Consider the following 22,383-nt stretch of genomic DNA (forward strand, 5'->3'; position numbering starts at 1 on the left):
ATTAGATACTTTACTCAAATGAGGTGATTTTTTGAAAGTAAACGTTCAAAGAATATTTGGCAACTGGGACATTGGTTACTCGCTTGACAAGCACTCTAGTAGTAGTGTTTATATTGGTAATAATGAATTTGGTCATCCTATGTTTGACACGACACGAACAGAAATTGGTGAAGCTTTATATCAGTTGAAATACAATTCAGATCGTAGCCAAATCAGCATTATCGGACAACAGGTTGTTGACTCAGTTGGCAATTATTTGCAAAGTGCATCGTTTATCATACCAATGCCAGCATCCAAAAAAAGGGCTTTTCAACCAGTAAATGAAATTGCGAAACAAGTAGCGGCATTAATGGATATCCCCTACATCGAGAATGTTTTAGTTAAAACAGCATACACGGCTCAAGTGAAAAATATGCCGTCAAAGGAAGAACGGATTAATACACTCTGTTCAAGCTTTAAAGTACACAACGTACTGGCGGAGGATTCTTATAATAATGTGCTAATTATAGATGACCTGTATGATACAGGATCATCGCTTGAAGCAGCTACAACCATGTTAAGACAATACACAAAAATCAATAAAATCTTTGTTGTCACAATCACTAGGAAAAACGTATGACAAGTGTTTTTGTATCTGGCTCAATCAAGATTAAAAAGCTCGATCCCAAAGTCATTGAGCGACTAAAAAACATTATTTCATCCAACCTTGAGGTAATTATTGGTGATGCTGTCGGTGTTGATAGTTCTGTTCAAGAGTTCCTAAAATCCAGCGGGATGCGCTCTGTTGTCGTATATTGCTCAGGAGATACGCCAAGAAACAATCTTGGGCATTGGAAAACCAAAAAAATTAGCACCACTTATAAGTCCGGTACTCGGCAATATTTTACTGCCAAAGATAAAGCCATGGCTGCTGACTGCGATTATGGCTTTATGGTTTGGGATACCAATAGCACCGGAACCTTGAACAACGTAATTGAACTTGTCGAGAAAAATAAAGTTGGTCTGGTGTATATAAACAAAGTCAAAGAATTTATCAAAGTCAGAAATGCTCAAGACCTTGAAACTCTAATTAGTTTTATGAATACCACATCGCTTAAAAAAGCAGATGAAAAAATCGGGTTATTTAAAAAAATTGAATCAATAAAATCTATTCAACAAGATTTGTTCGAGGAGCAATCTATCGAAACCATTGTCTCGGTTAAACAACCAAGCCTAATCCAACGTTCCAGCAGACTCCGCTAACGCTCCACTACTGAGCTTTGCGTTAGATTCCTAAAGAAATCGACGATGAAGAACCTGATCAGCGCGACGGGTTGATTTACAAAAGTAAGCCCAACATCCACCGACTCACCCGAACATCTTGGTTTTGCGCATGTCCCACCATAAATTCCCTACAATAAGTTCGTTTGTAACATTCTCCGAAAAATAACGACATGACTCTGAAACCCGACAGGCAGTACACCCCCGCTAACGTGGGCTGGCGCTTCGACAATAGCTACGCGCGACTGCCCGATTATTTTTACGCGCAATTGTGTCCGGTGCCGGTGCGTGCGCCGCAGGCCGTGCTGCTGAATCACGCGTTGGCGGAATCGTTGGGATTGGATTTGCACGCATTGTCCACAGAGGAAGCGGCGGCTTTGTTTGCCGGCAACGCCCTGCCCGACGGCGCGCAGCCGATCGCGCAAGCCTACGCCGGACATCAATTCGGCCACTTCGCTATGCTCGGCGACGGCCGCGCGATTCTGCTCGGCGAGCATTTGACCCCGGACGGCAGGCGCGTCGACATTCAACTCAAAGGCTCCGGGCAGACGCCGTTTTCCCGCCGCGGCGACGGCCGCGCGGCGCTGGCGCCGATGCTGCGCGAATACATCATCAGCGAAGCGATGCACGCGCTCGGCATTCCGTCGACGCGCAGCCTCGCTGTGGTGACGACCGGCGAGCAAGTGCGGCGCGAAACGATGCTGCCCGGCGCGGTGCTGACCCGTATCGCCGCCAGCCATATCCGCGTCGGCACGTTCGAGTACGCCGCCGGGCACGGCGGCAAGGACGCGGTGAAGATTCTGGCGGATTACACCCTTCAGCGTCATTACCCGGAATTGCAGGCCAGCGAGAACCCCTATTTCGCGCTGTTAAACCGCGTCATCGAGCGGCAAGCGGCGCTGGTTGCCCAATGGCTGATGACAGGGTTCATTCACGGCGTGATGAACACCGATAACACCAGCATCAGCGGCGAAACCATCGACTACGGCCCGTGCGCTTTCATGGATGCGTACAATCCGGATACCGTATTCAGCTCGATCGACCAGAACGGCCGTTACCGCTATCGTCACCAACCGGTGATGATGCAGTGGAACCTCGCGCGCTTTGCCGAGACGCTATTGCCGCTGTTCGACCCGTCGCAGGAACAAGCCGTGGCAATGGCGGAAGAAAGCCTTCACGCATTTCCGAGGATTTACCAAACGCATTGGATCGGCGGCATGCGCAAGAAATTGGGATTATTCACAGAAGAGGAAGGCGACAGCGAGCTGATCGCCGGTCTGCTCACCTGGATGGATCAGCACCGGACCGATTACACCAACACCTTCCGCGCGCTCACCGAACCGGCATTGCCGCAAGATGCAATGTTCCGCGAAAGCAGTTTCATGGAATGGCATAGCCGCTGGCAGCAACGGCTGGCGCGTCAGCCGCAACCGGCATCCGAATCGCTGCAATTGATGCAAGCGAACAACCCGGTGATCATCCCGCGCAACCACCACGTCGAGGAAGCGCTGACGGCCGCATCCGAACAAGGCGATTACACCGTGTTGCAGCGCCTGCTCGCCGCGCTCGCGCAACCGTACGAAGATGACCCGGAATACTTCGACTACCGCACCCCGCCCGCGCCGTCGGAACGGGTTTATCAAACGTTTTGCGGGACGTAAATTGATTGAAACGATGCGAATAACGCCGGGAAGCAGGCTCGAAATCAGGCCCGTTAAGATGCCGGTCTCGATTAACCGGCAGACTCCTGGCCGGATTTTCATCCCGGGTACATTAGCGCTATACTGACAGCTTGTTTTTCAACTGCTTTTTTCAGCGAGGTGCTTTCTCTATGCCGACTCCACTCAACTCACTATCGATCCGTGAAAAAATTCTGCTGGTGGAAGATCTCTGGGATAGCATTGCCGAAGATCAGGCCATGCTGCCGTTCACGCCCGAACAAAAAGACGAGCTGAACCGGCGCTTGGATGCCTACGAAGCGGATCAAGCGCAGGGCCGGGAAGCCGGTGAAGTGATTGCCGGTATCAGAAAGCGGTTGTGAAGCGCACGGTATTTTTTCGCGCCGAAGCGGAAGCGGATATCGAGGAAGCCGCTTCCTGGTATGAAAAGCAATGCGCAGGTCTTGGAAATCAGTTCTTGAATGAGATTCTCGATATGTGTGGCAGGATTGCCGTTAACCCGGGCAGTTTTCCCGTCATACACCGGGAAACCCGCAGGGCCGTAATCAGACGTTTTCCGTTTGCAATTTATTATCGCATCGCGCAAGAAACGATCATCGTCATTGCCGTCATGCATGGCAGTCGCCATCCGCAAAAATGGCAGCAAAGACCATGACATGACCGCTAAAACCTTTATCCCACGCATCATTAGATCGTGGCCGATACATTCGACTTACCGATTTCACCACATAAAGGAGAACCGCCATGCCCATCACCTTGAATCACACCATCGTGCCGAGTTTCGATAAAGTCGCGTCGGCAAAATTTTACAGCCGGGTGTTCGGTTTTGAGTACATCGGGCCTTTTTCGCACTTTATCGTGGTGCGCGTCAACGACACGTTGTGCCTGGATTTCGACAATGAAACGCAGTTTGAACCGCATCACTACGCGTTCAAAGTTTCGGAGCGGGAATTCGACGAGATTTTCGCGCGCTTGCTGGCGGAGAAAATTCCGTATGGCAGCGGTCCCGGCAACGCCGACGATATGGCGATCAATCACAACCACGGCGGCCGCGGCGTGTATTTCCGCGACCCGAACCGGCATCTGCTGGAAATGCTGACGGCGGATTACGTCATGCCGGCGCAATAATTCACTAAAGCCGCACCGGGATGACAGCCATGCAACTATTCCACGGCCATATTTATTTTACGGCGGATCAGATCGAACTCGCCGAGAAAGTGCGCAACAATCTCGCCGGCGCGCTGCCGCAGTTGACGTATATCGGAAAATTGATTCCCAAACCAATCGGCCCGCATTCCAGGCCGATGTTTGAGATTCACATCCCGGCGGCGGAAATCGGCCCAATCCTGGCAGTAATCGACAATCTGCGCGAAGGCTTGCCGGTGCTGATTCATCCGGTGCTGGAGGATGAACTGGCAGCGCACACCACGCTCGCCCGCTGGCTCGGCGAAGCATTGCCGCTCGACTTGAAGGTTCTTGAAAAACCGCGCGGCTGAAACCGGCCGCCCGATAGCGGATGGTTTTGGGCGCATGGGTATCAACGTTTCCCCCATAAGGTTCTGAAAAACCGCCCCGGTCAGGCTCATGCCGATGCGATCATGCAACCGGCGAAACTATTCGTTCAAGCCATTTTCGCGGACGATGCGCGCAAGCTCGAGCAAATTGCCCGCACCGGTTTTTTGCATGATTTTCGATTTGTGAATTTCCACGGTGCGGTGGCTGATGCCCAGACAGGATGCAATTTCCTTGTTGGCAAGGCCTTGCACCGCCAGCAGCATAACCTCGCGTTCGCGCCGTGTCAGCTTGATCAGACACGAGCGGATTTCCTGATGACCGGTAACATCGCTGATATGCTTTCTCGCTTCGGCAAAAGCCGTGCGCACGCAGATCAGCAGCTTCTCGCGGATCACCGGTTTGGTGAGGAAATCGACTGCGCCGCCCTTGATCGCCCGCACGCTCATCGGAATGTCGCCATGCCCGGTCAGAAAAATGACCGGCAATGGAATCTTGCGCCAGGCCAATTCTTCCTGCAGTTGCAGGCCGTCCATGCCGGGCATTCTTACGTCGATGATGATGCAACCGAATAAATCCGGATGGCAGGCATTCAGAAACATCCGGGCGTTTTCGAACGATTGCACCGCCATACCCGCTTGTTCGATCATCAACGTGAGCGAATCGCGCACCGCCGCATCGTCATCCACAATATAAACAACCGGTTCCTGCATCATGATGGTTCAAAGGGTAAGGTAAAATGAAATTTCGCACCGGGTTTGGCATTGGCGTCGATCCATAACCGGCCGCCGTTGGCTTCGATCAAGGCGCGGCTGATTGCCAGCCCCATGCCGATACCCGTCGGTTTGGTGGTAAAAAACGGCTCGAAGATCCGTTTCATCAGATTCGGGTCGAATCCCGGGCCGCTATCCTGCACGATCACTTCGGCAACCTCCACTTCACCGATCGTTTCCAGCCGGGTGATGATCGTCAGGTCGGGCGAGTCCAGGTTGCGCATCGCTTCGATCGCATTGCGGAAAAGATTGACCAGCACTTTCTGGATTTGTGTGCGGTTGCAACGCACTTCCGGCAAATTTTCCTGCAGTAACAATACCGGGTGGAATCTGCCGTAGCCATCGTTGTAGACGACATTTAACGCTTCATAAACGATTTCGGTCAAACTGGAGCGTTCGGTCACCAGCTCGCCTTTCTGCAGAAAAGCCAGCAACTCGTGCAGACTGCGTCCGGCGCGCTGCGCCTGCTCCACGCAGCCTTCCAGCGCCCGTTTCAGATGGCTGTAACTGGAACTGCCGCTGCCAAGCGCATGCAACACCACCTCGCTGTAGGCGGATATCGCCGCCAACGGCTGATTGAGCTCGTGCGCGATCGCCGATGCGGTGCGCGCCGCGACTTGCTGCTTGAGGATGCTTTCGGTTTCGTCGCGCTGCAGTTGCAATTTTTTCTGGATTTTCTTTTGCTCGGTGACATCGCGTGTCACCCCGATGAGGCGATGCGGATGCCCGGACTCGAAATAGACGCGTCCGTGCGCCGAGATCCAGCATTCCATGCCATTCAACGGATTAATGATGCGGTATTGCGCCTTGAATTCGCCGTTGCTGGCGGGATCCATCGCTTTCTCGATCGCCAGTTGCCGCGCTTCGCGGTCTTCCGGATGAATCGCCGCCACAAATTCCTCATAACTGACGGTATTTTCGGAATTCTTCCCCCACAGCTTGCGCATCTGCTTATCCCAGAAAACGATATTACGCTTGAAGTCGTAGTCAAAAATGCCCAATCCCGCCGCTTGCTTGGCCAGACGCAGGCGCTCTTCGCTGATACGCAGGGCTTCTTCGGTGTCCAGCCGCCGCCGCGCGGCGTTGAAGATAATCAACACGAACAACTGCTGCTTTTTCTTGACCGGACTGAGACTGATATCGAGCAACATTTCCTTGCCGTCGCGATGCAGTACGATTAATTCGTTACCGGCGCTCATGGCGCGCTTCGCCGGACGTTTCAAAAACAGATCCTGGTAATAGCGGTATTGCTTCCGGTAGCGCGGCGCGATCAGCATTTCCACCGTCACGCCTTCCAGCTCGCCGCCGGTATAACCGAGCAGCCGCTGGGCTGTGGGATTGACGACCGCGATGCGGCCAGCGTCGTCCGCCAGAATCATGGCATCCGCTGCGGCTTCAAATACTGTCGAGAAAGTTAAACCTCTCACTGCACTATTCAAATGTTTCTCCACCCGTCGATTCGGAATTGGAACGCTAAACAGCTTACGACAGAAATCGGCAATTTACTATCAATTTGTTGATACGTAAGGGTTTGCACTTACGTGTCCGCACGGATATTTCCCTACGGGGTTCTCTTGTAGGATTTGCCCGGTAGGAAATGGCAACGATTGCTTTCACCGGAATGCATTAAGGAAACGCTGATTAATTGACTGCACGGGCGAATCACTTCGTTGCGCGGTACTCGCATCCTCGCCTATCTTGTTGATATGTCCCGGTGCTGCGTTCCGTGCGCCTCGTGCTTTCTCCCGTTCGCCGAATTAATCAGCATTTCCTTAAAAAATCCGGGGCTTGCCGCGAGCGATTACAACCTAATGATGGGCTGTTTTCACTCAAAAAATCTGATTCTTAACTATTTGGAGAAACACGATGAACATAAAAATATGGATATGCGGGATCGTCATGGCGGCATTAACGGTTTTGCCGGACAAATCTCTGTTCAGCGATCCGGTCGATGTGGCTTCAAAGCCCGCGGTGCAGCAAGAACATGCACGCAATACTTTAGTTGTTTAACTTGTTACGTATAGAGGAGTTCCATTATGTCCCTGTCCAGTCTTCTCGTACCGGCGATTCTGTTTTTCGCATTGGGAATGTTTGCTTGTCTGATCAAATCGGATCTGAAATTCCCGCCCGATATGCACAAAATGATCGTCATTTACTTACTCATCGGTATCGGACTTCATGGCGGTAAAGCGCTGGCCGGATCCGATATGGCATCCGCCATCCCGGCGGTCTGGGCGGCGCTCGGATTCGGCATCGGTTTGCCGATCGTCGCTTATTTAATCCTGCGCATGGTCGGCAAAATCGATCCGCTCAACGCTGCGGCGATTTCCGCGCATTATGGCTCGGTCAGCGCCGGCACCTACATGACCGCGGTCGCATTTCTAGCCGGTATCGGCGTGACGTACGAAGCCTATCCGGTGATCATGCTGGCAATCATGGAATCGCCGGCGATCATGATCGGCCTGGTGCTTGCCGGATATTCCCGGAAAATCATGGGAGGCGCGACCAAAGCTGACAAAGGAATGTATAAGCACTTGATAATCGAAGCTTTTACTAACGGCAGTATTCTGCTGTTGTTCGGTTCGATGGCGATCGGGTGGATGGTTTCAGATCCTAGTTATAAGAAAATCGAGCCGTTCTTTGAGCTGATCTTCATGGGCGCGTTGTGCATCTTCTTGTGCGACATGGGCATGGAAGCCGGAAAACGATTGTCGGAATTCAAGTCTGTCGGTATTTTCCTGGTCAGCTTCGGTATCGTGATGCCGCTGATCGGCGCTGTCTGCGGGCTGTTTGTCGGACACTTTCTGCTCGGCTACTCGGTTGGCGGTATCACGCTGGTCACGGTGCTGGCAGCCAGTTGCTCGTATATCGCCGTTCCCCCGGCGATGCGTCTGGCGATTCCGGAAGCCAATCCGTCGTTCTATCTGACGCTGTCGCTCGGCTGCACCTTCCCGTTCAATGTTGTCATCGGCATTCCCATGTACTACGCCGCCGCGCAATATTTGCACGCCACTTACTATCCCTGGTAAGCGGCGTATCAGCCTGCTATGTGGCCGCAAGCCGCGTTTACCTGCTCCTGTTGTTTTTCCTCCTTTAGCAACAGGAGCCAATTTCGGCGGCACTGTCCTCCGGTGCCGCCGCGATTGATCGGATCAATACGTTCACATCCCGATACCGCATCATTAATTTTTATGGAGATACCGCATTATGTTAGAAAAAGAAATACTGAAACCAATGAAGCGAATTGAGATCGTCATCGACGAAAACTCACTAGACGATCTACTGAAGCTGCTGCGCGACGCCAACGTGCGCGGCTACACGGTGATCAAGAAAGCCGGAGGACTCGGATCCACCGGCGAGCGTAACCCGGACGATTACGCGTTGGAACTGCCCAATGCCATCATGGTACTGGCCTGCGAAGAAAGTCAGGCAGCAAAGATCATCAGCATCCTTCACCCGAATTTAAAAAATTTCGGCGGCATGTGTCTGGTCACCGATTGCCAATGGGTCATGGGACCGGCAGTTTCGTATTAAGCATCAACCGTTCCGGCATCCTTAAACCGCTTCATCTTCAAATCCTGGCTGGCGATCAGCCAGGATCTCAACACACTAACCATTCACAGCATTTTTTGTAGCCGGGTCCTATCGCCGGTATCGCAATTGCAATAGGAAATGCGGCGGCAGTTCCACAACCATCTGATTACCAATAGCAATTAATATCACCCCAAAACTTATAAGGGATTGCGCTTAAGTGCTCGCACGGATTTTTCCGGCAACTATCGCCCGGTATATTAATAGAAACTTGATCGATTCACCTGGATTTTCTTTAACCGACCATTCACTTGATGAGGAAACAACAATGACCTGGAAACAAATTCAATACACTTGCTGGCTGGTATTTTTCTGCTGCGGGTGCGTGTTATGGGGCAGACATCTGTTTGCTGCGGAACTACCCAAGGACGAAGCCCGGAAAGCCACACAAACGCCTTCGATCGTAAGAACCAATACGCCGGCCAACGGCACCAACGGCACGTCTTTCAGCGCACAGGAAACGCCCGGGCGCACACGCTTCGACTTCGACAATCTGACCAAACTGATGGAGGAACATAAAACACCGCTAGCCGCCATGGCACCCGACTGGCTGAACATCGCGGTTGAGCATCGCACGCGTTACGATGTTTACGATAACGGTTTCACCAGAAGTATTCCAGGATTCAACGATCAGATTCATCAGCGCACCCGCTTTCTGATGGAAATCAAAAATATCATCGACCCGCTGAAATTCACGCTCGAACTGACCGATATCCGCGCCCCGCTGGCCAATTTCGGGCAAGAGCACAACCCGAATATCGCCGATCATTTTGACTTTACCCAAATGAACCTCGGTCTGCACGGCAAAAATTTTCTCGGTACAGGGTATGCGGCAAAATTTGAAGTCGGCCGCTTCATGATGGATCTGGGTGAAGCCCGTCTGGTCGGGGGACACCGCTGGGGAACCCTCTCACCCGCATTCGACGGCTTGCACTTCATGATGGGCAATACCGATGAAAAATGGAGCTTGCGCGTGTTCGGCGCCCGGCCTGTCAACCGGGTTACCACATCGTTGAACTGGAACACGCCCGAGACTTACTTTTCCGGGGTTTACGTGACCAACCGCGATCTGCGCTGGGCTAACTTCGACGGTTATTTCCTGCAGTTAAACGAGGGCGATCATCTCAGGCAGCGTAACTTGTCGACCACCGGCTTCCGGCTGTTCGCCAAACCTGCGAAAGGCAGCATGGATTATGAAGTCGAATCGATGTACCAATTCGGCGATACGCGCGATAAAAGTTTGTTCGCCCATCGCCATCACGGTGAGGTCGGGTATAGTTTCAATACCTCTATGCCGCTCAGAGCCGTTTATTTATTCGATTACTCATCGGGAGACCGCGATCCCGACAAAAACTTCGACATTCTGTACGCCAAGCGACGCGTCGAGTATGGCCCGACCGGTATGTTCGGGCCTTTTTTTCCGTCCAACTTGATATCGCCGGTCGGCTTCCGCGCAACGCTGGTTCCAACGCCGACTGTCCGCCTGATGATGTCGCATCGCGCCTACTGGCTCGCCGATAAACACGGGGCCTATGTCGGCAGCGGCTTGCAAGACCCGACCGGCCGCGCCGGCACTTTCCTCGGCAACATGCTCGACGTCAGCATCGGCTGGGATCCGCAATTCAGCTTCCTGAAACGCGTCAGCTTCGATATCGGTTACAGCCATATCTTTAAAGGCGATTACTTCGACAAAGTCGCCAACACCCCTGGTATGGCCGACACCAATTATGGTTACACCATGGCGACGTTTAAGTTTTGAGGAAACGCTTATCAATTCCTGTTTTTCTTTTAAAAAGGAATCGTTGCATCCAGCGAGAATAAAAACTGATCCTTCTTGCCGTCGAACGGGCGGAACGCCATATCGATCCCGTCCGCCCGGTCGTAACGGATATTCTTACGGACGATGATATTGCGGATCGGTTTCCAGCCTTTGTTCCAGCGCATCGCCGGTTTCCAGTTCATGCCGACGGTCACGGCGTAATAATCCGCCGGCGCGCTGATGAAGGGTACATTACCGGCATAGCTGACACCCTTATTGTTTAATGCAGACAAGATGCGGTAAGGGGAAAATACCCGCCAGCCGTTGCGATCATGAAAACGTTCGGCGCGGATACCGATCGACAGGTTTTGCCGCAGTTCGTACGTCAGGTGGGAATTGATGCTGTACCAAGCGGCGTTGCCGATGCCTTCGGGCAGATTGATGTTAGCCGCCCAGCCGTTCGTGTGTTGCAGCACGGCGTGCATCTTGGGCGTGAGCCAATGTTGCAACACCACGCTGTACATCATCCACGGCTCACCCACCGCAGTTTGGCCATAGGTACCGCCCAACGATACGTTAGTACGCTTATCGTCGCTATCCCACAACAGATTCGCCAATCCGCCCCAGTTATCGAGCTGCTTGTCGAAACCGCCGTCCCAGCCGCCGGTTGCGCTGCCGGTGGTCGCTGCGCCGCGGATAGTCCAGTTGCGGTTGACCGGGTAGGTGCCCAAGAAGCCTGTATGCGTAAAGGGTTCGCCGCTGTTGAGGATATACGCGCGGGTATAAAAAAAATTGTCGGGGGCGGGTACGCTTTCATAGCCCAGCGGGGTATAAAAATGTCCCGCTTTGATATTCAGGCCGTTCCCGACTGGAACGTGTGTTTCCAGATACGCTTGCGGCAGCGCGATACCGTATGTGCGCGTCGATTTGCAGCAGAGATTCAAATCCCAATTGCCTCTGTCCGAAGGCTCTCCGGTATTCTCATCGAACGCGGAAATGCCGAAGGCCTGCGTGTAAATGGCATCGGTGCCGAACATAAAGTCGAAACGGCCGCCGATGCTCCAATTTTTGGAGTCGGTTTCAACACTGCGTTCGATGAAGAAGTTAAGCTGGTTTAACTGGAAGCGGTTGGCGCGATCGGCAAATGTCACCGCGCCATTAAAACCATCCGCCGGATTGTTTGCGTTATAGGTTGCCCCGCCGTTGATCCAGCCGCCGATTTCCAGACCGCTGCGCTTGAATAATTCCGGCATGACATTGGCGGCGGCGCGATCAGCCGTCATCATCATGGCGGCAGCCATTCCTGCTAACGCTATCAGGCTGTTGATCCGGTAATTCATTATCCCTTTCATGGTTATTTATATATTTAAAAGTAAAATGATAGGGCTGCACCTTAGCGCAATTGAAGCGGCAAAAGCTATCGGAATGGCCTTCATTTCCTGTCAGAATATTCCTATTTTTTATAGCATGGAAACGGAACAGATGGCTTGCGCAGGCAATGCCGCAGTGCTTTGCCGGGAAAATGCGCGCGGTACCAGAAATTGCTGACGCAGCGTTTCAGTTGAAGCGTATAAGAAAATTGACCTGGGATCGATGGTAAAAATCACCGAATCTGGCCTGTGCTGAGAGCGCGCATGACGCTTTTCAGGTGTTCCTGAAAAGCGTTGCGCTCGATTTGATAGTGTTCGAAAAACTGCCAGGCTGAAGCTGGCGGTTCAGTCTTTTTTCTCCGGAGCCGTGGTTCCGGTTTGCTGCTTTCTCCAACGATCGTAGCATTCAAGACCGCAGTAGTACACGATGTAATCGGTCGCTTTGACACTAGTCGCTTCTGATACAGGAATTTCCTTGAAACACACTTCGCACGATACTTTCTCGGGCTCCTGGATATTTTTTTGCTCGATCATCTCGATTTCTCCTTTCAACAAAGAAACGCTAAAGCGGTTGCGTTAACGTGGCGGCGATGGCGGCCTAAAACCCGCCGGTGGCGCGGTTACCTTGGGGTTGCTTGTTTCAACATCCGCTGGATCACCGGTCAATCTTCCCAGCATCGGTACGCGGTGGCCTCTGGCATACATGCATTGAATGTAGTAGATATCGAATTGCCGCTGACTCCTGTGCATTGCGGCAGCGGCAGACTGCGATGTTTTGCCTTCCAGATGCTGGAATGCGAGCATCCGGCAATCGTAGTCGTCCGCGCGAAACTGCTCGAAACTGACCCCCTTGCCCGGCAGGGTGATCACACTCGGCGCGTTTGGCGTACTGACACAAGCGGTCAGAATTACCAGCATGATCAACAGAAAGAACAATCGACTTATCATGATCTCCTCCTGGCGTTATTGACCGGCTGGCCGCGGCGGCACCGGCAACCAGCCGCCCGGACAGCTTTTGACATAAGGATAGTAACCATCGGGATTGCGGCAGTAGTACCAGAAATTGGATTGCGGCTGATCCGGCTGGGCCGATTGAGCCGGTTGCGCTTCTTGCCGCTCAATGTATACCGGCGGCGTTGTAGGTACGACCACTGCTGGCGGATATGCATACCAAGACGGATAGTAGTAAGAGGGATAGCCGTAGCCATAACCGCCGAACCCATAGCGGCCAAATCCATAGCCGCCGTAGCCATAACTGCCGTAAAAACCCGGGCCGTAATAACCCAAACCGATGCCGAAATGACTATGATGATGCCCATGCGCCCATGCCAAGCTGCCGCTAAAGCCGAGCAGGAGAATCACTGACAAACCTTTCCATTGAATCGATTGCATAGCAACCTCACCGCAAGTTTTGAATATAATCTCTCAATATGACTGACGCCGTTTCACAGAATTCCGTTGAATTACAGAAACCCCAACCAAGTGTATGGAAATACATTCATTCCGCGGCAATACCGGGCGCTGCCCATGTCAATTCCATCACAATATGGTGTTTTGCTTCTTCGATCCGGCGGAAACCCAGCCGGCGGTACAACCGGTGCGCACCGCGGTTGGCGCGCAGTACGCGCAGGTGAACCGGCAATTGGCGATCCCGCGCGGTAGCGATCAACTCCTCGATCACGGCGGTACCAATACCCTGATTCTGAAACTGCGGATCGATTTGAATTTCGTCGAGCCACAGCCGCCCGGTTTCTTCGAGAATCATCAACATACCGACGCGTTGCCCGTCGCGCAGCAGGATTTGAATCTGCTGCGTTTGCCATGCTTCGGTAAATAACTCGAATTCTTCGTTTTCGTCCCAATAACCGAATTCTCGGATGATCAATTTCCGGTACACGGTATGATGCAGCCGCAACAACCAGTCATAATCGGAGTTCTGCGCGGGGCGCCGGTGGATTTGCATGCAGTCACTGAAAATCTTAGGGAAATGCTGATAATTCAGCTACGCAAGCGATCTGCTGCGATGGGCGGCGCCCAGGGAAATTCGCCTATCGCGATAAATCGCGCCACCACCGGGCACCATCAGCCGCCAGCGGGTATTTGCAGCGCTTTCTCGCCCATCACATCCGCTTCTCTTTCGAGTCCTTGATCATCGTTGACCGGCACGCCGTCTTTCATCTGCATGGTCGGTTGCACCCGGCCTTGCGCCTGCTGCACCACATGCCAGGCTTCGTGCGGCAAATGTTGTTCCTGCCCTGGCGCCACATGAATATCAGTGCCTTGCGCATAAGCCAGCGCGTTGAGTTGCGCCGGTTGCGATGAATTGTAATGAACCCGCACGGAATCCATCGACAGTCCTGACAACGATTCGATACCGGATTTAAGGTTATCCGGCAGACCGGTGTTGTTCACGGTATTGTTCGATTGAGCGGAAGACTGCTCTTTCAATTGCGCAGGAGAATCTGTAACCGCTTTTTTCTGTAACTCTTCCTCCTCAACACGCTGCAGCAGTTCGGATTTCTTCTGCAAGGATTCATCTTCCACAACGCGCTGAACGGATTCGCCGGATATTAGCTTGCGTTGCGCCAGCATGCGCGGGCTGCCGTGAATTTGCCGGCTCATTTTCCGCTGCGCGATGGCTTGGGGAGAATTGGTCATGGCGGTGATTAGTTGGCGCTGTGCGGCGACTGAGGCGCGATTGTCAGTGATGCTCCGTGCGGATTTGATATTTCCGGTAGCATTCTCAGAGTAGCGTAATTGCCGTTGCGCAGCATCCATTGTCAACGCTTGCTTCATAATAACCTCCATTCAAACCAACTATCAGGGAAACAAGATCAAATCTATAATCTCATTGTATACAGTCCATGGTACAGCAAAATCGCAAGCAAGCCCATGACTTGACGACTAAAAAGCCTTCACGATTTCGTCAACATCGCTATCCGATAACACGCCTGCTTCCAACGCGGTCAGATCATGACCTTTATTTTTCAACTGCTCTAACATACGTTTACTATTTTCGCTGAGCGTCTTATCTTTGTCTTGCTGGTGCTGGTTTGTTCCGAATTTTTTGGCCACAAACGTCTCATAAAATTCTTTTCGCTTGTTTTTATCAACCGCAACGGACACATCCAACTTTAGCCATTGATGAACAATATTATCCATCAGTGTTTCTTGATCACCGGATGGACCTCGCGTTCCGCTGTAATACCCTCCATCCGGCTGCATCCAGGATAACGCTTTTGAAATAACCCCGCCCAAACCGCCGACACCGGATACGACAACCTTGCTCATCGCATTATTTTTCCCCATACCGACGGTACGGCCAGCCTGACTATTACCTTCCTCTTCAAAGTAAACTGTTTTAATCCCCATCGCTGCAATCGGTTCGAGATGCCCGCTTCGTCCCCCAAAATGCGTCATCTTGTCACTATATTGATTGAAAAATCCATATTGTTTGCCTAAGTTGGTATAACCGGCTTCATTTAACTTATCTGCTGTAAACCGGTTATCGCTTGTGAGATTATCTGATAATGCACCTTCCATACCACCCGCGAGAGAACCCGCAATAGCAAATTTCTTCCCCTTTGCTATTTTGGAAATAATCTTGTTGCTTGCACCCGCACTCAGCCAATGCTCCGTTTTAGCAGTTTGGAGTGAATTGATTGCGCCACTTTCTGCAGGATCCCCTTTGAACCAAAGGACTGCATTCCCTGCACTGTTTAATGCTTTCATTTTTCCACCCAACTCGGTTTCCACGTCATCATGCCCATAATCCTGAATCAAAGTATCCTTAAGAGATTTGTCAGATGGCAGTTTCTCATACTCATTAATAAGCTCTTCTACTTTTCCTGTTTGATATACACGTGGCTCTTTATTGGATCTACCCTTCCAAGTTTCTAGCGCCTCCTGTCGACTGTCATGAGGATTGCTAGCTGAAGTTGCATAAACTTCTGTTTTATCTTTCACACTATGGGTAGATAAAAGTCCATACAGTTTTTTATCAACATAATCAGCATCGGTAGATTCTGCATGATCTGTATCTTTGGGAACCGAAACGATTAAACCGTTGTAGTAATTGTCTCTAGTTTCGTTTTGACCGGCCAGCCTTACTCCCGCTACCGCCATCCGGGAATCTCCGCTCATTTGAATATTGAAATGAACCCAGTTGTTAAATTTTTTCTTTCTCAATGCGCCTAAACTGGGAGCAGTCGCTGTTATTTTTTTGAATTGCATCAGCATTTGCGGATATGAGTGCAATTGATTTTTAACCAGCCGCTGTGCAATGGATTGCGGGGAATTTACCATGAGAGCCTTCAATTGGCGTTGACTTGCTGCCAATTCCCGGTTATCAACAAAAGTTTGGCTGACAAAAGCGCTATTATTTGCATGCACATTAGCGCGGCGTGATTGCCGCTGCTCTGTTTCGACCGGTAATGAACGTTTCATAATAACCCCCTCACAATTTCCTACTTGTCTCCAGTGATCAGTCGAGCAAAATCAACATCTGTGTGAAGTACCGCTAATGCTTCCTGAATTGCTTTCAGGATCGGCTGAATTTTTATACTGGTATTTGCTAGATCATGTGCTTCCAATCCATCGACTGCCAATGAAATCTCCGCAGGATCTCTGTCTTGAGCCAGCGCCATCACCATTTGCTCAACTGGTGCAAAATACTTCACTATGTCCGTTTTTTTGAAGGTAGGTTGGTTGCCAAGTTTAGCCGTATAAGCCGCAAAATAGGCTCCAGCAATACGCGTAGCCCCTGCCCATGATTGCGCTTGCACCACATACTGCTGCGGAATCCCTATGGCATCTCCTTTCACGGAAGTATCGCCTTGTGGTTTACCGAAAAGTGAATTTTCATCGTAAGTCTTAGCGCTGTCGATTTTCAGCCGGGCACCGCCCGCTCCAACGCCGGTTGGAACCGAAGCTAGCGGGTTATAAGCGATATCCGTATTGTCTTTTTTAGCTTTAATATAGTTATCGAGCAATGCTCTGCCTTCCGAAGCGCGGTTACCCCATGCATTCTTTTTGCCGGTAGATTTGTCAATTTCAGTGTAAGTACTGGCCTTAACCAGAAAATTCGGTTCCGTCGGATAAATCAGCGCCGGTTCCACACTAAACGCTGCCTGACGAATGGTCATATCCACCACGTTAGCACGGACGGTATGACGGAAGTCTTGCTCCGGATTCAATCCTTTGTATTGCTCCGGCTCGGCAATGAGATTATAGCCGCCGATGACAAAATCATGATCGCCTCCGCCTTCCAGAACTTGGTCGTAAGCATCCAGCACATTTAACCAGCCGCCCTTTTTGTCAGGGATGAGTGTCGAAAAATCAGGCGCATCTGCATCGATCGAATGAAGATAGACCTCTCCAGTTTTATTGGAACTCTTCAGATGGTTTTCTATCTCCGCCGTGCCCTTGCCAACTTTGCTGCGCAGTGCGCCATAAGGTACGCCTTTTTCCGCCCGCTTGGCTTTGAATATCTCGGCAGCTTTAAGCGCATCAACAACGATATTATCTTTCTTCCAGTTTACCGTATCCGTTGCATTCAACTTTCCACTTGCAAGAGTCTCACCAACTTCCGTGGTGGTTTTTTCCGGCAATCCGCCGCCTTTGTAGCGATACCCCCACGTTGTCCCTTCAATGCGGCTCGTAGCTTTACCCAGAACATTCAGCGCCGTATCCGCAGCTTTGATAACAGCATCACTTTCCGCATTCTCGTTCGCTTTTATATCAAATTCGGCGCGGCTGTTAATCAAAAAGTTTATTCCCAAGCGGGCCTTACGTTCGTCAGAACCCCATTCTTGTGAGCCTTCTACATATTTGTTGGCCAAGGATGCTGCTCCCGATTCGCCTGACCAAACAATCGCAGTACCGATATAGCCACGTTTTCCTTTAGCATCGCGAGAAATTTTAAAAGTGGGACGGCTAAATACGTTCTTCAGCTCAATCTTATCAGAGCTATCCAAGGCCTCGACTTTATCGAGATTAACATCGACCGCTTTCCGCTGAATCACTCCCTGCGGCTGATATACTTTGGGAAATTTTCCTTGAAGTGATTCTTCATCTTTGAACTGCGCAGGACCATCCGGAATACTTGAAATCATTTTGCGTTGTGCCTGCAGCCGCTCACTGTTGTGCATTTTCTGATTAATTTGCCGCTGTTCGATGGCCTTCGACGAATTCATCATGGTGTCTCTCAATTGCCGTTGAATTGCAGTCGACTCACGGTTATCCGTAAATGCTTGATGGATAAGCACTGAATTACTTGTCGAATCATAAGCACAACATGTCCGATTCTTCTCCGATTCAATAGGCAATATTTGTTTCACTCATATACCTCTAGCTTATTTTGATATCGCATAAACTTTCTGCACTTGCAGCTAAGTCAACCATACCTTCCAACGACCTTTGCCATATTGATACACAGAATCATGAAAAACATTCTCGCAATAACGCCAATCTTGATAAGTCTTTTGTCCCATATAGCTATTGCCGCGGTTAAACTGCGGGTTCTGTGGAAATACCCAGCCTTTATCATCCCCTAACCCCCCGTTTTGCCGGCCAAGCGAGTGGCCCGCATCCCAGTTCTGTCCAATTTTCATCGGATTTGGATTAGCCGTAGAGCCCGAATCTTGGTCGACTTTCTTATCCGCCTGGCTGACATCATAAATCTCGTAGGCATAATTGACCGTTCCCGGGATAGCTTTCCAGCTATTGACATACTCTCTGGTTTCTTTTGTAGTATTGGTTCCTCTGTTTAAATCGTTTTTTAACACTGTAAAGTCATAACTTGGATTGGCTTCACTACCGGTGGAGTGTATCGTCATCAATTGCGCAACCGTTTTGATTGACGATCTGGGTAAGGCTTTCTGTAACCGGTTTTGCAAGCCGCCTTGCATCATTGCCGCTGTCTTACGCTGCGACACAACGCGGAAGCTATCGTTAATAATCTTTTTGAGTTCCCGCTGCGCGATCGCATGCGGACGATTATCCACAATTCGCTGCTTAGCGATATGCGAAGATTCGCCTGCAGCAATCTTTTGTCTTAGATCCGCAGAGTAACGAGTTTTGGTTATTAACGACCGCTTCATGCAGCCTCCTTCCAGAAATATCCAGCATGCGACTTTGCAAACTCTGTAACAGAACTTTCCTAACGATCCGCCACATCCCGATACATCAACACCGTAAAATCATCTTCCAGGTAATCGTCGAAACATTCCACTCGCGGCGACAGTCCCCGGCAAAACGCGAGAACCGCTTCGCGATCATGCCCGACCAGCAAATCATGGGGCGGAAAACGGTTTTTGTCCAGCATGTTAAAAGCCAGAGCAATTCCGGCGCTGTCATACAGTTTGCAGATCATGCCGGTATAAAAACTTTCATTGTTACAGCGATAACCCAATACGCCGCTGGCGAAGACATAATCGAATTGCGGCAATGCTGCGGTACTGAAGTCCGTTTGGAAAAAAACAGTTCGCGCGTGACCGGCATAGCGCTTCCGGGCTTCGGCTATAAATTCGGGCATTTGATCGATACCGGTATAATCAAAATCCGAAAAATGCAAATCGAGGAAAGCTTTCAGATCACCGTAACCGCAGCCAATGTCCAGAATCGTCGCGCCGTTCAGATTTCCAGCCTTCATTAATGTTTGAAACCGTAACTGTTGGCTGTTCATATTGCGCCAGCCGAGTGCTTCAACGGTGCCTGGCTGGAACTGCCCGATGCGGTGCCGGTGATAGTGCAAGATCATTGCTTTCTCAATGAGATCCACGGCTATTCACTCCATTAACATCAGCTAATTAGATTTCGGTGTGGCTGTCATAAGCCAGAACTCTCGGACGCGTTGGTTTTCTCATTTGTTTTTTCCGTCGTTGATACACCATAATACTGACTGCGACACCGCCAAAAAGCAGCATAATTAATGGCAAGTTGCCCTCCGAAACCGGCTCCAGCATGGGGTCATACGTCAACAGCAATAACGCGACGACCAAAGTTGGAACCCCGATCAGGAGCAGATAAAACACGTACCAATTTCTGATTTTGCTACGAATCCGGCATGAATAAAAATACAAACTGGTATAAATCAGGCAAAGTGTAACCAGCAAGCCGAATGCGATACGGAACAGGTAACGGTTATCGCAAACCACTTTCTCCAGCATCGATTCCGGTTCCCCATGCCACGTCGCGGCTTGAAAAAACCGCGTCAGGCAACCGCTCACCGATTGAATTTCATCGCAGCGGAACGGCATTTCCGCGGTGACTTCCGCTTCATTCGTCATGAACGGCCAAAAGCCGATACCGCCGAAATTATCCTTGAAATACACCACGTCATCTTCCAATTGCTTCCAATTCTTGCCGTCGAATTCGATCACCGGGATAATATTTCTTAATAACAACCCCCGCTCGATGCCGTGTAATTCGCTGTTCTCAATTTCCAGCCGTAAATTCTTCTTCGAATCGGTTGTCGGTTCTTCGATAAATACCAGGATCCTGGTATTCAAAGTTTCCTGCGATGGAAAACTCGGCATCATCGCTATCCCGGTTGCGGATTTTGTCTGATCGATCCATGCCAACAGATTGGAATACCGGTAAATACCGGTTCCCAGTCTGGATTGGGAAACCAGAATATTGACAAAGTAATCATTGGCCTCAATCTGCAACCGCTTCTGCAAATCCGAGAAAAACCGGTTGAATAGCCCCACCGACTCGTAGTCATCCGGAAAATCATTAAAATAGAGCGTTATGCCATCCCCGCGCGTTGCCGGCTTGATAGCGCCGAACGTCACTTTCTGTGCAAATTCTGAAGCGCTGTCGGTGAGCCGGCCGGTCAGCAGATTAACGATGCTGTCCGACAGCGTCTCGAAAACCGTCACTTTGGCGGCATACGTCAGCGACTTCCACCGGTCCCAGTACGATTTATCGTTATGCACAACCCAGTCGACTTTGCTGTTGTGCTTGCGCGCCGTTCGAATAAATGCGGTTTGAAGATTCTGGCCGGCATCGTTCATCGACAACGCCGTAACCTCATGGTGCGGATTATTGGTCTGCTTGATAATCCCGTCCTCGTCGAATGACAAACCATAGTACGCCACTCGCGACAATACGCTGAAATTAACCGTATGCGCAGCGCCATCCGCGATCCAGAACGGATAAAAACCATAGACGAGCCCCGATAGATCGTCCAAAACGCAACCGCAACCGCTGCCGTCCCACTGTATCGGCGTTGCCGCGCGATAGCCGGGTTTTTTCTTGTAATGCAACTGGATCGCGGGATGAATGACATTCTCATAGACGCCGCTTACAAATTCATTGATCAGCGCCAGATCCGCCGCTTCGCAATCGTCCTTGCGCCGCATGCGCAATAAATCGATTTGTTTTAGCTGCTGCGAGAAATCGGGTATTCCTTGATAAGGGCCGGTTAGTAAATCCCCGGTTAATTTATGAAAATCATCGTCGCTCAACTTTAATCGAGAGACATATTCATTCTGCTGATCGGGGTTCTGACAAGCGCCGAACCCTGCATTGACTCTGGATTTTACCGCTTGAGCAAACAGTTGTTGATCCGGGTAGGCGATACCGCTAAGAGTATTTTCCAGCAACTTGACGAGAGTGCCATTGAGCGTGGCAAACAGGGTATCGCCCATGAGGACTTCCAGAAAACTCTGACTGATAACCGGGTCGGCGTAACGATAGTAACGCTCAATCACCGAAGCCAGCTTTTCGGCCAATTCCGGAAAATCATTCAACACGCCCGTCACGGCTTCTTTCAGCGCTTCGATATTGTCAAACCGTTTGTTGACCAGCTTCGCCAGTTGCGCCTGAATCTGGTTCTTGCCTTGCAGTACCTTGAAATCTTCCGCCGATAATTGGTAATAATAGGTCGTGAGCAGATTCTTGTTAGGCTTGCCTGGATCCGGCAGCGGCTCGACCAGTTGCAGATACAGATACACCAGATCCAGCAGCGCTTGATCGCTGCCGGTTCGTCTCACACCAAAATACTGACTCCTCTGCTTTTCCGGCTGATCATCGTTCCATTCCGCAAAATCCGAACTGATAAGGATTTTCAATTCTTCCGGAAACATACCGGCAAACGATGCAATGCGCTCCAATCGCAGAATCGTCTCGTCGACATAGCGGCGGCCGACGGGTTCGATCTTGAAATCGTAAATAAAGCGTTGCAACCAGAATAAGGTAACCGGTCCGAGCGTGCCATCCGTGAGCGGATGCTGTCTGAGCGCGGCATCGCGCGCCCAATCGCGGTCATGCTGATAGATCGCTGCGAGATTGTGCTGCATGCGCTTAACCGTGGATCTGTTCAAGTGACTGAAATGATCTTGATCCAGCAGACGGTCATAATAAACTTCCGTTGCCGATACCGTTGTCAGGCAGCAGCACCACAAAACGAAAATAAGGTAGAGATATCTATTCAT

The 22,383-nt window shown here is 50.8% G+C and carries 24 protein-coding genes; 11 read left to right on the forward strand and 13 right to left on the reverse strand.

Annotated elements, in window-relative coordinates; genetic code table 11:
- Nucleotides 1-31 precede the first annotated feature (31 nt).
- The 7 genes from RBH92_RS10910 (at nucleotide 32) to RBH92_RS10940 (ending at nucleotide 4,435) form a co-directional block, all read left to right on the forward strand.
- Entirely contained in the window at nucleotides 32-619 is a 588-nt protein-coding gene (locus RBH92_RS10910) for a ComF family protein (protein ID WP_307932083.1), read from the forward strand.
- Nucleotides 616-1,242, forward strand: coding sequence for a hypothetical protein (locus RBH92_RS10915; protein ID WP_307932084.1), 627 nt, complete (start codon nucleotides 616-618; stop codon nucleotides 1,240-1,242). The genes RBH92_RS10910 and RBH92_RS10915 overlap by 4 nt, the downstream gene beginning before the upstream one ends.
- Before the next feature lie 191 nt (nucleotides 1,243-1,433).
- Entirely contained in the window at nucleotides 1,434-2,921 is a 1,488-nt protein-coding gene (locus RBH92_RS10920) for a protein adenylyltransferase SelO (protein WP_307932085.1), read from the forward strand.
- A gap of 170 nt (nucleotides 2,922-3,091) precedes the next feature.
- The gene (locus RBH92_RS10925; protein ID WP_307932086.1) at nucleotides 3,092-3,301 is read left to right on the forward strand and encodes an addiction module protein; all 210 of its coding nucleotides are present in this window, start codon (nucleotides 3,092-3,094) and stop codon (nucleotides 3,299-3,301) included.
- Nucleotides 3,298-3,594, forward strand: a complete 297-nt coding sequence (locus RBH92_RS10930; RefSeq protein ID WP_307932087.1) for a type II toxin-antitoxin system RelE/ParE family toxin — start codon at nucleotides 3,298-3,300, stop codon at nucleotides 3,592-3,594. The genes RBH92_RS10925 and RBH92_RS10930 overlap by 4 nt, the downstream gene beginning before the upstream one ends.
- A gap of 89 nt (nucleotides 3,595-3,683) precedes the next feature.
- On the forward strand, nucleotides 3,684-4,067 hold the full coding sequence (locus RBH92_RS10935) for a VOC family protein (protein WP_307932088.1): 384 nt from the start codon (nucleotides 3,684-3,686) through the stop codon (nucleotides 4,065-4,067).
- A 29-nt stretch (nucleotides 4,068-4,096) separates the two neighbouring features.
- Nucleotides 4,097-4,435: a DOPA 4,5-dioxygenase family protein gene (locus RBH92_RS10940; protein ID WP_307932089.1), complete on the forward strand. Its 339-nt coding sequence runs from the start codon at nucleotides 4,097-4,099 to the stop codon at nucleotides 4,433-4,435.
- A gap of 117 nt (nucleotides 4,436-4,552) precedes the next feature.
- Here the strand turns inward: RBH92_RS10940 and RBH92_RS10945 are convergent, their stop codons facing one another.
- Together RBH92_RS10945 and RBH92_RS10950 are read right to left on the reverse strand one after the other, a co-directional pair.
- Entirely contained in the window at nucleotides 4,553-5,167 is a 615-nt protein-coding gene (locus RBH92_RS10945) for a response regulator transcription factor (protein ID WP_307932090.1), read from the reverse strand.
- Complete coding sequence (locus RBH92_RS10950) at nucleotides 5,164-6,651, reverse strand: PAS domain-containing sensor histidine kinase (RefSeq protein WP_307932091.1); 1,488 nt, start codon at nucleotides 6,649-6,651, stop codon at nucleotides 5,164-5,166. The genes RBH92_RS10945 and RBH92_RS10950 overlap by 4 nt, the downstream gene beginning before the upstream one ends.
- Before the next feature lie 439 nt (nucleotides 6,652-7,090).
- On the opposite strand from RBH92_RS10950, the gene RBH92_RS10955 reads away from it, so the two are divergent.
- From RBH92_RS10955 to RBH92_RS10970, 4 genes are all read left to right on the forward strand, one after another.
- The gene (locus tag RBH92_RS10955) at nucleotides 7,091-7,234 is read left to right on the forward strand and encodes a hypothetical protein (protein ID WP_307932092.1); all 144 of its coding nucleotides are present in this window, start codon (nucleotides 7,091-7,093) and stop codon (nucleotides 7,232-7,234) included.
- Nucleotides 7,235-7,260: 26 nt separating this feature from the next.
- The gene (locus RBH92_RS10960) at nucleotides 7,261-8,253 is read left to right on the forward strand and encodes a sodium-dependent bicarbonate transport family permease (RefSeq protein WP_307932093.1); all 993 of its coding nucleotides are present in this window, start codon (nucleotides 7,261-7,263) and stop codon (nucleotides 8,251-8,253) included.
- A gap of 205 nt (nucleotides 8,254-8,458) precedes the next feature.
- Nucleotides 8,459-8,758, forward strand: a complete 300-nt coding sequence (locus tag RBH92_RS10965; RefSeq protein ID WP_307932094.1) for a P-II family nitrogen regulator — start codon at nucleotides 8,459-8,461, stop codon at nucleotides 8,756-8,758.
- A 325-nt stretch (nucleotides 8,759-9,083) separates the two neighbouring features.
- Nucleotides 9,084-10,574, forward strand: coding sequence for an alginate export family protein (locus RBH92_RS10970; RefSeq protein ID WP_307932095.1), 1,491 nt, complete (start codon nucleotides 9,084-9,086; stop codon nucleotides 10,572-10,574).
- A gap of 29 nt (nucleotides 10,575-10,603) precedes the next feature.
- On the opposite strand, the gene RBH92_RS10975 is transcribed toward RBH92_RS10970, so the two are convergent.
- The 11 genes from RBH92_RS10975 to RBH92_RS11025 all read right to left on the reverse strand — a co-directional run bounded on the left by RBH92_RS10975 (nucleotide 10,604) and on the right by RBH92_RS11025 (nucleotide 22,383).
- Nucleotides 10,604-11,926 carry a porin gene (locus RBH92_RS10975; protein WP_374049935.1) on the reverse strand — a complete coding sequence of 441 codons (1,323 nt, stop codon included), beginning with the start codon at nucleotides 11,924-11,926 and terminating at the stop codon, nucleotides 10,604-10,606.
- 363 nt (nucleotides 11,927-12,289) lie between these two features.
- Nucleotides 12,290-12,478 carry a DUF3330 domain-containing protein gene (locus tag RBH92_RS10980; protein ID WP_292924233.1) on the reverse strand — a complete coding sequence of 63 codons (189 nt, stop codon included), beginning with the start codon at nucleotides 12,476-12,478 and terminating at the stop codon, nucleotides 12,290-12,292.
- Nucleotides 12,479-12,520: 42 nt separating this feature from the next.
- Complete coding sequence (locus RBH92_RS10985; RefSeq protein ID WP_307932096.1) at nucleotides 12,521-12,892, reverse strand: hypothetical protein; 372 nt, start codon at nucleotides 12,890-12,892, stop codon at nucleotides 12,521-12,523.
- Nucleotides 12,893-12,907: 15 nt separating this feature from the next.
- Complete coding sequence (locus RBH92_RS10990) at nucleotides 12,908-13,336, reverse strand: hypothetical protein (protein WP_307932097.1); 429 nt, start codon at nucleotides 13,334-13,336, stop codon at nucleotides 12,908-12,910.
- Between the two features lie 106 nt (nucleotides 13,337-13,442).
- The gene (locus RBH92_RS10995) at nucleotides 13,443-13,907 is read right to left on the reverse strand and encodes a GNAT family N-acetyltransferase (protein ID WP_307932098.1); all 465 of its coding nucleotides are present in this window, start codon (nucleotides 13,905-13,907) and stop codon (nucleotides 13,443-13,445) included.
- A gap of 119 nt (nucleotides 13,908-14,026) precedes the next feature.
- The gene (locus tag RBH92_RS11000) at nucleotides 14,027-14,740 is read right to left on the reverse strand and encodes an eCIS core domain-containing protein (RefSeq protein WP_307932099.1); all 714 of its coding nucleotides are present in this window, start codon (nucleotides 14,738-14,740) and stop codon (nucleotides 14,027-14,029) included.
- Between the two features lie 108 nt (nucleotides 14,741-14,848).
- Nucleotides 14,849-16,390 carry a hypothetical protein gene (locus RBH92_RS11005; protein ID WP_307932100.1) on the reverse strand — a complete coding sequence of 514 codons (1,542 nt, stop codon included), beginning with the start codon at nucleotides 16,388-16,390 and terminating at the stop codon, nucleotides 14,849-14,851.
- A gap of 20 nt (nucleotides 16,391-16,410) precedes the next feature.
- Nucleotides 16,411-18,057, reverse strand: a complete 1,647-nt coding sequence (locus tag RBH92_RS11010; protein ID WP_307932101.1) for a hypothetical protein — start codon at nucleotides 18,055-18,057, stop codon at nucleotides 16,411-16,413.
- Nucleotides 18,058-18,333: 276 nt separating this feature from the next.
- Nucleotides 18,334-19,044: a hypothetical protein gene (locus tag RBH92_RS11015; protein WP_307932102.1), complete on the reverse strand. Its 711-nt coding sequence runs from the start codon at nucleotides 19,042-19,044 to the stop codon at nucleotides 18,334-18,336.
- 59 nt (nucleotides 19,045-19,103) lie between these two features.
- A complete protein-coding gene (locus RBH92_RS11020; protein WP_307932103.1) occupies nucleotides 19,104-19,724 on the reverse strand; it encodes a class I SAM-dependent methyltransferase in 621 nt (206 codons plus the stop codon).
- A gap of 28 nt (nucleotides 19,725-19,752) precedes the next feature.
- Nucleotides 19,753-22,383: a hypothetical protein gene (locus RBH92_RS11025; protein WP_307932104.1), complete on the reverse strand. Its 2,631-nt coding sequence runs from the start codon at nucleotides 22,381-22,383 to the stop codon at nucleotides 19,753-19,755.

The organism is Nitrosomonas sp. sh817, from assembly GCF_030908545.1.
In the GTDB taxonomy this organism is placed as follows: domain Bacteria; phylum Pseudomonadota; class Gammaproteobacteria; order Burkholderiales; family Nitrosomonadaceae; genus Nitrosomonas.

Bases quoted from the DNA above. Each gene is read 5' to 3' on its own strand.
- RBH92_RS11025 (WP_307932104.1), bottom strand. From the start codon at position 22,383: ATGAATAGATATCTCTACCTTATTTTCGTTTTGTGGTGCTGCTGCCTG.
- RBH92_RS10990 (WP_307932097.1), bottom strand. From the start codon at position 13,336: ATGCAATCGATTCAATGGAAAGGTTTGTCAGTGATTCTCCTGCTCGGC.
- RBH92_RS11015 (WP_307932102.1), bottom strand. From the start codon at position 19,044: ATGAAGCGGTCGTTAATAACCAAAACTCGTTACTCTGCGGATCTAAGA.
- RBH92_RS10945 (WP_307932090.1), bottom strand. From the start codon at position 5,167: ATGATGCAGGAACCGGTTGTTTATATTGTGGATGACGATGCGGCGGTG.
- RBH92_RS10975 (WP_374049935.1), bottom strand. From the start codon at position 11,926: ATGAAAGGGATAATGAATTACCGGATCAACAGCCTGATAGCGTTAGCA.
- RBH92_RS10915 (WP_307932084.1), top strand. From the start codon at position 616: ATGACAAGTGTTTTTGTATCTGGCTCAATCAAGATTAAAAAGCTCGAT.
- RBH92_RS10955 (WP_307932092.1), top strand. From the start codon at position 7,091: ATGAACATAAAAATATGGATATGCGGGATCGTCATGGCGGCATTAACG.
- RBH92_RS11010 (WP_307932101.1), bottom strand. From the start codon at position 18,057: ATGATTTCAAGTATTCCGGATGGTCCTGCGCAGTTCAAAGATGAAGAA.
- RBH92_RS11005 (WP_307932100.1), bottom strand. From the start codon at position 16,390: ATGAAACGTTCATTACCGGTCGAAACAGAGCAGCGGCAATCACGCCGC.
- RBH92_RS10965 (WP_307932094.1), top strand. From the start codon at position 8,459: ATGAAGCGAATTGAGATCGTCATCGACGAAAACTCACTAGACGATCTA.
- RBH92_RS10960 (WP_307932093.1), top strand. From the start codon at position 7,261: ATGTCCCTGTCCAGTCTTCTCGTACCGGCGATTCTGTTTTTCGCATTG.
- RBH92_RS10935 (WP_307932088.1), top strand. From the start codon at position 3,684: ATGCCCATCACCTTGAATCACACCATCGTGCCGAGTTTCGATAAAGTC.
- RBH92_RS10980 (WP_292924233.1), bottom strand. From the start codon at position 12,478: ATGATCGAGCAAAAAAATATCCAGGAGCCCGAGAAAGTATCGTGCGAA.
- RBH92_RS10925 (WP_307932086.1), top strand. From the start codon at position 3,092: ATGCCGACTCCACTCAACTCACTATCGATCCGTGAAAAAATTCTGCTG.
- RBH92_RS10995 (WP_307932098.1), bottom strand. From the start codon at position 13,907: ATGCAAATCCACCGGCGCCCCGCGCAGAACTCCGATTATGACTGGTTG.
- RBH92_RS11000 (WP_307932099.1), bottom strand. From the start codon at position 14,740: ATGAAGCAAGCGTTGACAATGGATGCTGCGCAACGGCAATTACGCTAC.
- RBH92_RS10920 (WP_307932085.1), top strand. From the start codon at position 1,434: ATGACTCTGAAACCCGACAGGCAGTACACCCCCGCTAACGTGGGCTGG.
- RBH92_RS10985 (WP_307932096.1), bottom strand. From the start codon at position 12,892: ATGATAAGTCGATTGTTCTTTCTGTTGATCATGCTGGTAATTCTGACC.
- RBH92_RS10940 (WP_307932089.1), top strand. From the start codon at position 4,097: ATGCAACTATTCCACGGCCATATTTATTTTACGGCGGATCAGATCGAA.
- RBH92_RS10970 (WP_307932095.1), top strand. From the start codon at position 9,084: ATGACCTGGAAACAAATTCAATACACTTGCTGGCTGGTATTTTTCTGC.